Origin of the sequence: Enterobacter cloacae complex sp. IR5412 (genome assembly GCF_049237385.1) — a bacterium.
Classification (GTDB): Bacteria; Pseudomonadota; Gammaproteobacteria; order Enterobacterales; family Enterobacteriaceae; genus Enterobacter; species Enterobacter intestinihominis.
The window spans coordinates 1-11,938 of the sequence record NZ_JBMKHQ010000002.1 but is presented as its reverse complement, the minus strand read 5'-3'; the positions used below and the strand labels follow the sequence as shown (position 1 = coordinate 11,938).

Genomic DNA, 11,938 nt, shown 5'->3' with positions numbered 1-11,938 from the left:
GGTTTATATTTTTTGAAGCATACCCAAGAGGTGGAATGAGTCATGCTTAAGCGTTTCTTTATTACTGGTACGGATACGTCTGTCGGGAAGACCGTCGTATCCCGCGCGTTACTTCAGGCCCTGGCGGCAAGCGGTAAACGCGTTGCAGGATACAAGCCGGTAGCAAAAGGCAGTAAAGAGACGCCAGAAGGGCTGCGCAATAAGGACGCCCTGGTTCTGCAAAGCGTCTCGTCTCTGGAACTGCCTTATGATGCCGTCAATCCCATCGCGTTAAGCGAAGAGGAAAGCAGCGTCGCTCACAGTGGGCTTATCAACTACAGTCTGCTCTCTGATGGCCTGGCAAATCTGAGTGAAAAGGTTGACCACGTTGTCGTTGAAGGGACCGGTGGCTGGCGCAGCCTGATGAACGATTTACGTCCCCTTTCCGAGTGGGTGGTGCAGGAGCAGCTGCCGGTGATTATGGTCGTGGGCATTCAGGAAGGGTGCATCAACCATGCCTTGCTGACGGCGCAGGCTATCGCTAATGACGGCCTGCCACTGATTGGTTGGGTGGCGAACCGTATTAACCCGGGCCTTGCGCACTACGCAGAAATCATCGACGTGCTGAGCAAAAAGCTGCCTGGCCCGTTGGCAGGCGAACTGCCTTATCTGCCCCGCGCCGAGCAGCGCGAATTAGCGCACTATATCGATCTCTCGGCTTTCGGCGGTATGCTGGCCGTAGATCGAGTCGTGGCGTAGCGTTCTCGACAATACCGACGCCACAACACAGGCAACCAGCAAACCGGGAAGTAAAAAATACTGCCCGGTCATCTCACATACCATCAAGGCCGACATGATTGGCGCATGCGTTGTGGCGGCGAGCAGCGTCGCCATTCCTGCCAGCCCAAGCAGGAGCGCCGTCTCAGAGCCAGGAAACCACAGCGCAAAGATCTGCGCAAACAGCATTCCCGTTGCCATACCAACGAACAAGGTTGGCGTAAACACGCCTCCCGGTGCGCCGGACCCGCTGCTTGCCAGCACCGCCAGGAGCTTGCAGATAAAGACGCCGGCAATTACCGACAGCAACGGCGGCGACTGCAAAAACGCCTGAACCACGCTATAGCCATTCCCCCATACCTTCGGCGTCAGCAGCGACAGCAGCCCGACGATCAGACCACCCAGCGCCAGCTGCCAAGGCGGTGAAAGTTTGAGGCGCAGAAACAGAGAATGGCTGAAAGCCATTAGCCACATCAAAAGCGGGCCGCACAGCCCAGCCAGCAGACCCACGCCAACGATCAGGAAATAATCCACCGCCGTAAGCATCTCGCTGAGATGGACATCATAAAGTGTATTCGCGCCGGGACTTAACAGGCGCGTGGTCAGCAGGGCCACCACAGCGGCAATCACCACCGGGCCGAGGGAGGCCAGCATCAGCGTGCCAAACAGGATCTCTGCGATAAACAGGCTGCCCGCCAGCGGCGCATGATAGGCGCTGGCCATCCCGGCGGCGGCACCGCAGGCGATCCACAGTTTCCATTCGGATTTCGGCGTACAACGTTGTGCAAAAAAGGAGGCAGCGAGGGCGGCAAGCAGGATCATGGCGCCTTCCCGGCCGATGGCGCTGCCGCTGGCGACCACCAGCAACGAGGCGAGGGATTTCACCAGGCTGGCGCCGTAATCAAACTGGCCATCACCCGTCTCCAGCGCCTCCATATAATCGGTCGGGGCGTGGGGACGTTGTGCCGTCATGCGCTGCCATCCCCACAGTAGCACTCCCGCGGCCAGACCACCCAGCGCAGGCGTCAGCGCCCGCCGCCAGGGCGATAACGCGGCAGCGGCGTTCACCAGGCTTCCGCTTTCGTTGCTGAGAAACAACCACTCCAGCAGATACATGCTGTGGCGGAACACCGCAACGGCCAGCGCTGCCAGCACGCCGGTGACGGTAGCAATCAGGAGACGGCGAAACATCGCGCGGATGTCGGGGTAAGCGTGAAGACGTTGCATGAAGTCGTGATTAACGGGGACAATACGATATTGTGGCGGGAAAACGTGAGGTTAGCAAAAGGTATGCGTGCGGAAAAAGGCCGGGCAGTACCCGGCCTGAATGCTTAACTCTCGCTATGAATATTCAATGCCCGGCGCGTACGCCCGGAACTCAAATACTCCGCAATATAATCCTGGGATATCTCGCCGTTATAGCGTCCGTCCTCGTCCACAATCGGCATCCAGCTGGTGTTGCTCTCATACAGGCGAGAAAGCACCACGCGCAGGTTATCCTCGGCCTTACCTGTCATGCGGAACGGATGCAGAATATCACCGCAGCTGCCGCTGGCATTACGCGCTTCGCGGCGCTTCACAAAGCCCAGCGGTTTGCCGAGATCATCAACCACGGTAATGGCGCGAATATCGTTGTCATCCATGGTGGCGAAGGCCTCTGGCAGCGGCGTCGATTCGCGTACCGTAATCGTCGGCTGCTGGTCGGTGACGTCGCCCGCGGATACCAGCAGCAGGCGTTTCAACGTCCGGTCCTGACCAACAAACGAGCCGACAAACTCATTGGCGGGTTTCGCCAGCAGCTCGTCCGGGCTGGCGCACTGAACAATACGCCCCTGGCGGAAGACGGCAATACGGTCGCCCAGCTTCAGCGCTTCGTCAATATCGTGGCTCACCAGCATCACGGTCTTTTTCAGCTTGCGCTGCATCTCCAGGAACTGGTTCTGGATCACCTCACGGTTAATCGGGTCAACCGCGCCGAATGGTTCGTCCATCAGCAGGACCGGAGGATCCGCTGCCAGCGCGCGGATGACGCCGATACGCTGCTGCTGACCGCCGGACATTTCGCGCGGATAGCGGTGAAGGAATTTATGTGGATCCATTGCCACCATATCCATCAGCTCCTCGGCACGGGATTTACAGCGCGCTTTGTCCCAGCCCAGCATGCGCGGCACGACGGTAATGTTCTCTTCGATAGTCATGTTCGGGAACAGGCCAATCTGTTGGATCACGTAGCCAATGTTGCGGCGCAGGGTCACGGTGTCCATCCCGCTGGTGTCTTCGCCGTTAATCAGGATCGTCCCGCTGCTTGGCGTAATGAGACGGTTAATCATCTTCAGGGTAGTGGTTTTCCCGCAGCCGGACGGGCCGAGCAGCACGCACATTTCCCCTTCAGGCACGTTCAGATTGACGTTGTCGACGGCCTTAAACGTCTGGCCGTGCTTCTGTGAAAATTGTTTGGTGAGGTTTTCCAGTTTTATCATTATCGAATCCCCTTCGGAGTCAGTACCACCTGCAAACGGTGCAGCAACCAGTCGAGCACAATCGCTAAAAGACAAATCATCAGCGCGCCCGCAATTAACATACGAATATCACTCCCGCCAATACCGTTAAGCAGCAGCAGGCCCAGACCGCCCGCGCCAATCACGGCAGCAATCGCCATGACGCCGATGTTCATCACCACGGCGGTGCGGATGCCGCCAAAAATCACCGGCAGCGCCATTGGGATTTCCACCCAGCGCAGACGCTGCCAGAAGGTCATGCCGATGCCGCGTCCCGCTTCGCGCAGGCCGGGTGGCAGGCTGTCGAGCGCCGTGTGGGTGTTGCGCACAATCGGCAGCAGTGAATAGAGGAACACCGCCGTAATCGCGGGCAGGGCGCCAATGCCCTGACCGATCAGCGAAAAGAGCGGGATCATCAGGCCGAAAAGCGCAATTGACGGGATGGTGAGCACAATGGTGGCAATCCCCAGCACCGGCGTTGCCAGCCATTTATGGCGGACAATTAAAATACCCAGCGGCACGCCAATAACAATCGCCATGCCCACGGCGAGTGCCACCAGCCAGAGGTGTTGCAGCGTCAGGGTTAAGAGATAGTCCCAGTTGTCGAGAATATAGTGAATCGTCTCCATAGCGCCTCCTACAGCAACTGTTTGCTACGCAGGAAATCACGGGCGACCTGCTGCGGTGACTGATGGTCGATATCCACCTTTTTATTCAGTTCGGTGATAACGTCGTTGTTGAGCTGGGCTGAGAGGGTGTTCAGCGCCTCCTCCAGCCCCGGGTTAGCCTCCAGCGTGTCTTTTCGAACAACTGGCGTCACGGCGTAACTCGGGAAGAAGCCTTTATCGTCTTCCAGCACTTTAAGATCGAAGCCCTTCACGCGCCCATCGGTGGTGTAGATCAGCCCGGCATCGACAAACCCGTCGCGCACCGCGTTATAGACCAGCCCCGGATCCATCTGGCGGATCTGCGGGCGGTCCAGCTCCATGTTGTAGGCCGCCTGCAACGGTTTCATCCCGTCGCTACGCCCGGCAAATTCCAGGTCAAGGCCCAGCAGCCAGTTGTTATCTGGATCGGTTTTACGGATCTGCTCAATCTTTGCCACCATCTCAGACATGGTATTGATATGTTCAGCCTCGGCGCGCTTGCGCTGCATGGCAAAGGCATAGGTATTGTTCATATCGGCAGGTTTAAGCCACACCAGACCGTGCTTTGCGTCGAGGCGTTTCACCGTCTCGTATGACTCCTGCGGCGACATGCGTTTGTTGATATGGTTGAAGATGATCAGCGACGTGCCGGTGTACTCCCAGGTCATATCAATCTGCTTGTTAATCATCGCGTTACGGGAAATCACCGTCGCAATATTAGTCTGCGGCTGCACCTGAAATCCTTTCTTTTGCAGATACTGTACGGTCATGGCCGAGAGAATGTGCTGCTCGGTAAAGCTCTTTGTTGCCAGGATCAGCGGCGCGGCGAGCGCCTGGCTGGTGAAGAGCGCGGCGGCGCACAGCGCCGTCAGGCCGGAAAACAGTCTCATAGAAGCTCCTTGTTATAATTATCGCGCGAGATGCGGGCTCAGTAGTCGACCCAGTGCCGCCAGCAGCGTATCCAGAATCAGGGCGAACAGGGCGGTGGCCGCCGCGCCCAGGATCAGTGTCGGGAAGTCATTCAGATAGATCCCCGGGAAAATCAGCTCGCCGTAGCTGCTGGCGCCAATCAGGAATGCCAGCGGTGCGGTACCGACGTTAATCGCAGTGGCAATGCGAATACCGGAAAGCATCACCGGCCAGGCGTTAGGAATTTCGACCTGATGCAGGCGCTGCCATTTGGTCATGCCGATGCCGTTTGCCGCTTCCAGCAACGACGCGGGAACAGAGCACAGCCCGGCATAGGTGTTACGCACAATTGGCAGCAAAGAAGCGAGAAAGAGGGCGATAATGGCCGGTTTATCACCGATGCCAATCACCACCATCGCCAGCGCCAGAACGGCCAGCGGCGGCAGGGTGTTGCCCACGTTAAAGATTTGCATCACGTATTCGGCGATACCCCGTGCCGCCGGACGGCTCAGCAGAATACCGCTTGGAATGCCCACCAGCAGGGCAAAGAACATTGATGAAAAGACCAGAATCAGGTGCTGTTGACCGAGGTAGAGCAGGTCAACCTGGCGCGCCTTAATCGTCTCCAGTCCAATTCCCCAGGTGAGGAGAGCGAGGACCACGATAATCGCGCCGACAAAAAGCAGCGAACGTTTAAGTAATGGGTGCATTGCGGTGTGTCTCCCTGTGCGCATGCGTTATAGCAACCACCTGTTGCGGTTGCCTGTTGTTATGCCATGTTTCGGCAGGGGTACTTCACCTATAGCAAGCGAAACGGAAGGGTTCCAGCAAAGGGGGTAAAACAGTAACCCTATGAAATTAGTGACAACCTGAGTTAAGCCTTATGGCGTAAGGGCTGTCAGTGGGAAGGCAGAATAGTCTTAAAGAAGCACGCCTCAAGTGACAACGTCACTTGAGGCGTGCTGATCACCCTATCGACTAAGCGCGGCGCGTACCTTTCGAACGCGCCACGAGATACGAACGATTGAAAAGGCGGCGATAAACACCAGCATCAGGCCCAGTGCCAGCATCGCGTGGAATCCAAACTCTCTGAAGAGGATCAGCCCCGCAATCCCGCCGGTAATAAACGAGAAAAGGGTGGTTAAATGGGTTTTGAGCTGGCTTTTTTGCGCGGCCGTGTCTTTGGAATAATCCCGGCGCAGCATGGCGACCATAACGGAGGCCAGCGAAATGCCGGCATCGGTCAGCGTGCCGGTAATGTGCGTGGATCTCACCCGACCGCCGGAAAGCTGAGTTGAGGTGGAGTTATGAATTCCCATCAAACCGCACAGGAAAAGAATAATCTCCTGATTCGTGGCGAAGGAGTGAAAATACATTTCATAAAGGGATACCCCGGCAAGTAATAGCCCTTCAACAAATAAAACCTGGCTGAATATCAGCCTGACGTTATGGATAATTCCCCAGATAACAATAATCCGCGCAACAATGGCGCCAGTGACAAACGACAGAATAATGGCGCCAAAAAAAAGAATATCACTGAGATCGGTGGAGGAAACTTCGCTGGATAACTGCGATGTATTACCCGTCATATGAGAGGGGAAAAAGCCGAACGCGCCCAGCGCAATGGCATTCAGCAGTCCCGCGGAGGTCGCCAGCCAGAGTGCAAGACGACGATCCTCCTGATGCGTTCGTTCTTTCTTTAATTTAATCAGCAAAGAATACCTCCAGTTTGAGCTTTGCCTGACTTCTCAAGCTAACAAAGCGATGTCGCCGACTGACCAGGATATTGCTTAATTATTATTTCAACGGGAGATATTCGAGGTTTTGTAATTAAATAAAATAACCCTGTTAATATAATGCCTTATTGTAGATGCCACGAGCAGACTGACGGGCAAAAATACCGTCCCAATGTGCACGCCCGCTGTAGCGGGATGGGATTTGATTCAGTGTAGACATAGGTGTCATTCACGACGATGAGAAGAGATGCCCCCGTGATTTCCGGGGGCTTAAAGTGTTATTTCAGACTGGTTTTGAAGAACTGCTCAAACTGCGCGAACGGGATTTTTCCTGCGACGTTATCGTAGAGATCAACATGGTTTGCACCGGGAACAATCACCAGCTCTTTCTCTTTGCTGCCGACGGCCTTGAACGCATCCTCCGCAAAATAACGAGAGTGTGCGTTTTCACCGGTCACAATCAGCGTTGGGATAGTGATCTCCCCGGCATAGCTCAGCAGCGGCATATTCATAAAGGATAACGGCATGGTCGCAGTCCACGCGCCGGTGGAGTTTACGGAACGGGCATGGAAACCGCGCGGCATACGGTAGTAATCATAGAACTCTTTCAGTACCGGATGCGGATCGGTGGGCAGTGCTTCCGGCAGAATGCGCTCGGCCGCCGTCACCTTGCCATTCTCATCGACATTAATATCGTGGCCGCCATGGGCGAAAGTGCCGCTTTCAGCATCTTTCCAGCGCTGCGCGTTCAAATACTGCAACACGGCCCGACGATCGGCCGCTGAATAGCGATCTTTCCCGTTGCCCACGCCGTGACCCATCGCGCGGCTCATATCGTACATTACGCTGGTGGCGACCGCCTTCACGCGGGTATCCATGGATGCCGCGTTCAGCGCCATACCGCCCCAGCCGCAGATACCAAGAATGCCGATACGGTTACGGTCGACTTCTTTCTGTAACCCCAGGAAATCCACAGCGGCGCTAAAGTCTTCGGTGTTGATGTCAGGGGAGGCAACGTTACGCGGCTGGCCGCCACTTTCCCCCGTGTAGGATGGGTCGAAGGCCAGGGCCACGAACCCCTGCTCAGCCAGAGTCTGGGCGTACAGACCGCTGGATTGTTCTTTAACCGCACCGAACGGCCCACTGACGGCTATCGCCGCCAGTTTCTGGTCGCCGTGGTTCCTGGGAATGTACAGATCGCCCACCAGAGTGATCCCGTACCGGTTCTGGAACGTCACTTTGCGGTGGTTGACTTTATTGCTCTCGGCGAAGGTTTTATCCCAGGTTGTCACCATCGAAACGGGGGCGTTAGGATTTAGCGTTTCTGCATAACTCATTGTTGTCACTCCACTTAATGATGCGCATAACAGCAGCGCAACGGGCAGTTTTTGGGTGAATGTTTTCATAAGAGGTACCGTGTGTTGTTGTAATGAGGCCATTATAGTTAGCAGAAATAGTGCTGATTAGAGGCCAAAAGCTGCTAGGATTAATATCATTTTGTTATGAATTGACGAGGCATGATGGCGAAGCGGGAAAACTATAATGAGCTGTATCTCTTTATCCAGGTGGTGCGGGAGGGAAGCTTCACGGCAGCCGCACAGCGGCTCGGGCTGGCGCAATCCGGGATCAGCCGATCGGTTCGCGAGCTGGAGGAGCGGCTGGGCGTTCAGCTTCTGGTGCGCACTACGCGCAAGCTGTCGCTGACACACGCCGGGGAACAGCTTTACCAGACCGCCGGCTCCGCCTTTGATGCGCTTGATACCGGGTTGACCAGACTGGCGCATTATCGCCAGACGCCGTCCGGCACGGTGCGCATTAATGCCAGCCAGCACGCCATCGAGAAATGTCTGCTGCCAAAGCTCGCTATCTTCAAACAGCGTTACCCGGATATCCGTCTGGAATTGATGAATGAGAGCCGGTTCGTGGATATCATTGCGGAGCGATTCGACGCGGGCGTCCGGCTGGGGCCGGAGGTGGGACAAGGAATGATTGCGGTGCGCATCACGCCCGATATGGAGATGGCTGTGGTTGCCGCCCCGGCGCATTTTCGGCGCTATGGTTTCCCGCAGACGCCCGCCGATCTGGACGCTCATCCCTGCATTGCCTACCAGTTTGCAGACGGTAACCACTATCAATGGGAGCTTGTTCAGGACGGGAAACGAGTTACGCACCGGCCTGAGGGGCAATGGGCCTTTTCCGACAGCTACATGGAGGCCGAAGCGGCCCGGCTGGAACTCGGGCTGGCCTATGTCCCGGTTGAGCTGGTGTCTGACGATCTGGAGCGTGGCACGCTTATACGCGTCTTACAGCGCTACAGCCTGCGGATGGACGGGCTTTACCTCTATTACCCGCACCGCAACGTGTCCCCGGCGCTGAGAGCGGTTATTGATACGTTGAAAATTTAAGGCAGCCTCTGCTCGACGGTCTATACAGCTCCTGGGTTTGTGGTACGCTACTATTTTATATAGCGCTGCTTAATTAAGGCAAAGAAATGACAAAAATAACGCCAGAATATACGGCTGTAGACTTATCGAGTTGGGCAAGGAAAGAACATTTTGAAGTCTTTCAGAGCTTTGCTCAATGCACGATTAACCAAACGGTTCAGCTGGATATCACTGCGCTGCTGAAGCATATCAAACAGGTTGGCTGGAAATTTTATCCTTCGATTATTTCCCTTATTTCGACAGTCGTTAACCGCCATTCTGAGTTCCGTATGGCTATGAAGAATAATGAGCTTGTAATATGGAATGAGGTGCATCCCAGCTATACCCTTTTCCATAAAGAGACGGAGACGTTTTCATCATTATGGAGTCACTTCGACGGGAATATTCATCACTTTCAGAACGTTTATGCAGAAGACGTTTCTCGCTATGGTGATAATCTTGCCTACTGGCCCAAAGAAGAGTACCGGGAAAATATATTCTTCATATCGGATATTCCGTGGGTCAGTTTTACCAGTTTTAATATCAACGTGGCTAACATGCAGAACTTTTTTGCGCCCATGTTCACGTTTGGAAAATACTTTAACCAGGATGGAAAAGTCTTGTTGCCTTTCGCCGTTCAGGTTCATCATTCTGTCTGTGATGGTTTCCATGTGGCCAGACTAATCAACGAGTTGCAAGAGTTGTGTGATAATTTACCGCACTATTAAGCCGCGAGCCGTTTCCGGCCCGCGGCAGCAGGACAGGTGATGAGTCGTTCTGACGATCAGGCGGCTTTGACGGCCCGGATTTTTTTGCTGCTATCCGCCTCTGGCGCTGTTTTATCCGTTGCAGCATTGAGCTCGGGAAGCTTGCTGGTACGCAGGATATGCTGCACGGACTCTTTCTGCTCGGCAAGATACAGACCAAGGTTTTCCGCCTGCGTTTCATCCATCTGCATTCCGCTTTGCAGCAGCCAGTCGGTGAACGCTTCTGCCATGTCGAGCAGTTTGTCGTGAGCGTCAGCCTCTTTCTTACTGGCAAAAGTCATTTTCTCTTCACCTTTTCTTACGACCACGAATTTTGTTTCAACAGCCATTTTGCACCTCCAATACTGTAATTATATACAGTATAGCAGTTCCGGATCTGCGTTGCAGCAAAAATGTCCGAACCTGGCTTACACAACGGATGTACAAGCCAGGAGCTGTTATCGGTACAGCGTTTTTTCTGCAATCGGGATCAGCAAAGTGGACTGCCATTCTGCCAGCGTCAGCTGGGCAAGTTTACCCAGCGCCGTGTAGAACGGATGGGCCGCGTTTTCAACGAATACGCTAAGGAAACGCGTGCTCCACGGCAGCAGATGCCAGGCCATAAGCTGGTCGCGTTCTGTGTCGCGACCGTTCTCGGCAAGCCATGCCGCCAGCATCAGCAACGTTCCGAAGTGATCTTCCGGCTCATTCTGCTGTATCTCAAAGGCGATATGGTTTTCACGCATCCACTGGCGCAATGCAAGGGTCGAATCGCCAAACAGCACGGACTCGCGATCGAGCCAGACGGAGCCCCACGGGGGGGCGGGCAGGGCATACGGGCCAATAAACAGACGCTGCCAGGCGTCTTTCAACGCTTCGTCCGACGGGTTCTTAAACATACTGGCCACGGGCTGCAGGCTTTCCTGCGCCAGCGGCCAGTCCTGCATCCAGTCACCTGCGGTCAGGGCACTCACCAGCGGTGCGGTCTGCTCGCTGTCAGGGGCAAAATAAAACAGCGCGCCCAGTACCCGGGCGCTGAACGCGAACGATTCGCGGTGTGAGACGTCATTCATTACAACTTTCCTTACTTGTGCGCGGGGGTAGCCCGCGCACCTGTGTTAACCTGCAATTGCTAACCCTGCGGTCATATGCAAACCATAAAATAGCCCACGGCCAATCAGTTCACCCACCGCCACCAGCACGAAACCTGCAAACAGGCCGAGCGTTTTCGGTTCCTGACGACGAATAAGCGGACAGATCCAGCAGCCTAAACCCGCCGCCAGCAGCGCGATGCGCCATACCTGAAGCGAACCATAATCCGGCAGCAGGGCGTTAGCCTGCTGGATAGAACTCTGGATCGTCCCCAGCGTATTGCTTTGCAACACGACGACCGCCACGCAGGCGATGAGTGCCAGTACGCTGACAGACGCGGCAAGGGTACCTTTGTATGTCACGTTTGCGACCCGCAGCAGCAGCGCGGCCAGCATCGGGCCAGTAAGAGCCATCGTCAGGAAGAAGGCCAACGTGGTGTAGCCCGTATACCAGGTCGGAACGGTATCGATCTGATAGACCCGGGTCATCGCCCAGACAAAAACGACACCCAGGAGCTGGCTGACAACCAGCCAGATTTTGCCTAAAGCTGGGGGCATTTTACCGATAACCGACACCAGCCACCAGAAACCGCCCACGGCAAAGAAGATCGAACCCGCCGCGATCTCATTACTCAGCGCTGACGCTCCCACGCGGTTAAGCGAGTTGAAGGCGCGCAGCGGGGAGCCAAGATGCAGTACCGAGGCCATAAACCCAATACCCATTACCAGCCAGAGAAAAAACAGGCTGCGCACGATGCGTATTCTGGCCTTGTCATCACGTTCATTCAGCCAGGCGAAGCCCATCACGATTAATGCGCCAGCCACGCACTGCCCGAAAACGGTGAAGATCACCAGCGGCCATTCATGCCATCCACTTCCCATCTCACACCTCCTTCGGGTTTGCCAGGTAGCCGGTGGTGTCACCCGTCGGACGGCTGTTGGCGTTAGGTTTAATCACAATACTCGGCTTCGTGAAGTGCGCAGACGGCAGCGGCGCGACCGCAGCAAGCTGACTGTGTTTTTTGCGCAGCTCTTCAATCGGGCCAAAGTCCAGCGCGCGCAGCGGGCAGGACTCGACGCAGATGGGCTTTTTGCCGTCCGCCACGCGGCTGTGGCAGCCGTCGCACTTGGT

The 11,938-nt window shown here is 55.5% G+C and carries 14 protein-coding genes; 3 read left to right on the top strand and 11 right to left on the bottom strand.

The window, feature by feature from the left end:
• Window positions 1–42 precede the first annotated feature (42 nt).
• The gene (bioD, locus tag ACOTX2_RS03350; protein ID WP_038415982.1) at window positions 43–738 is read left to right on the top strand and encodes a dethiobiotin synthase; all 696 of its coding nucleotides are present in this window, start codon (window positions 43–45) and stop codon (window positions 736–738) included.
• On the opposite strand, the gene clcB is transcribed toward bioD, so the two are convergent.
• The 7 genes from clcB to ACOTX2_RS03315 all read right to left on the bottom strand — a co-directional run bounded on the left by clcB (window position 673) and on the right by ACOTX2_RS03315 (window position 7,952).
• Window positions 673–1,983, bottom strand: a complete 1,311-nt coding sequence (clcB, locus tag ACOTX2_RS03345; protein WP_063148136.1) for a voltage-gated ClC-type chloride channel ClcB — start codon at window positions 1,981–1,983, stop codon at window positions 673–675. The two genes, bioD and clcB, sit on opposite strands and share 66 nt — an antisense overlap.
• A 104-nt stretch (window positions 1,984–2,087) precedes the next feature.
• Entirely contained in the window at window positions 2,088–3,236 is a 1,149-nt protein-coding gene (osmV, locus tag ACOTX2_RS03340) for an osmoprotectant ABC transporter ATP-binding protein OsmV (RefSeq protein WP_022647969.1), read from the bottom strand.
• On the bottom strand, window positions 3,236–3,883 hold the full coding sequence (gene osmW / locus ACOTX2_RS03335; RefSeq protein ID WP_063148135.1) for an osmoprotectant ABC transporter permease OsmW: 648 nt from the start codon (window positions 3,881–3,883) through the stop codon (window positions 3,236–3,238). Before osmW ends, osmV begins: the two co-directional genes overlap by 1 nt.
• An 8-nt stretch (window positions 3,884–3,891) precedes the next feature.
• Window positions 3,892–4,791 (bottom strand): osmoprotectant ABC transporter substrate-binding protein OsmX, encoded by a 900-nt coding sequence (gene osmX / locus ACOTX2_RS03330; protein WP_017694085.1) that lies wholly within the window; start codon window positions 4,789–4,791, stop codon window positions 3,892–3,894.
• An 18-nt stretch (window positions 4,792–4,809) separates the two neighbouring features.
• Window positions 4,810–5,520 carry an osmoprotectant ABC transporter permease OsmY gene (osmY, locus tag ACOTX2_RS03325; protein ID WP_022647971.1) on the bottom strand — a complete coding sequence of 237 codons (711 nt, stop codon included), beginning with the start codon at window positions 5,518–5,520 and terminating at the stop codon, window positions 4,810–4,812.
• A gap of 261 nt (window positions 5,521–5,781) precedes the next feature.
• Window positions 5,782–6,525, bottom strand: a complete 744-nt coding sequence (locus ACOTX2_RS03320; RefSeq protein WP_045621656.1) for a YoaK family protein — start codon at window positions 6,523–6,525, stop codon at window positions 5,782–5,784.
• Between the two features lie 299 nt (window positions 6,526–6,824).
• Complete coding sequence (locus ACOTX2_RS03315; protein ID WP_071881490.1) at window positions 6,825–7,952, bottom strand: alpha/beta hydrolase; 1,128 nt, start codon at window positions 7,950–7,952, stop codon at window positions 6,825–6,827.
• A gap of 114 nt (window positions 7,953–8,066) precedes the next feature.
• Here ACOTX2_RS03315 and ACOTX2_RS03310 point away from each other — a divergent pair, with 114 nt between their 5' ends.
• Window positions 8,067–8,951, top strand: a complete 885-nt coding sequence (locus ACOTX2_RS03310) for a LysR family transcriptional regulator (protein WP_046620166.1) — start codon at window positions 8,067–8,069, stop codon at window positions 8,949–8,951.
• A gap of 86 nt (window positions 8,952–9,037) precedes the next feature.
• On the top strand, window positions 9,038–9,697 hold the full coding sequence (catA, locus tag ACOTX2_RS03305) for a type A chloramphenicol O-acetyltransferase (RefSeq protein WP_063148134.1): 660 nt from the start codon (window positions 9,038–9,040) through the stop codon (window positions 9,695–9,697).
• 56 nt (window positions 9,698–9,753) lie between these two features.
• On the opposite strand, the gene ACOTX2_RS03300 is transcribed toward catA, so the two are convergent.
• The 4 genes from ACOTX2_RS03300 to ACOTX2_RS03285 form a co-directional block, all read right to left on the bottom strand.
• The gene (locus ACOTX2_RS03300) at window positions 9,754–10,065 is read right to left on the bottom strand and encodes a YebG family protein (protein ID WP_022647976.1); all 312 of its coding nucleotides are present in this window, start codon (window positions 10,063–10,065) and stop codon (window positions 9,754–9,756) included.
• Window positions 10,066–10,173: 108 nt separating this feature from the next.
• Window positions 10,174–10,788: a Tat proofreading chaperone DmsD gene (dmsD, locus tag ACOTX2_RS03295; RefSeq protein WP_063148133.1), complete on the bottom strand. Its 615-nt coding sequence runs from the start codon at window positions 10,786–10,788 to the stop codon at window positions 10,174–10,176.
• 45 nt (window positions 10,789–10,833) lie between these two features.
• Window positions 10,834–11,688 (bottom strand): dimethyl sulfoxide reductase anchor subunit family protein, encoded by an 855-nt coding sequence (locus tag ACOTX2_RS03290; protein ID WP_063148132.1) that lies wholly within the window; start codon window positions 11,686–11,688, stop codon window positions 10,834–10,836.
• A 1-nt stretch (window position 11,689) separates the two neighbouring features.
• The coding region (locus ACOTX2_RS03285) for a 4Fe-4S dicluster domain-containing protein (protein WP_421625875.1) at window positions 11,690–11,938 on the bottom strand (249 nt) is incomplete at its 5' end.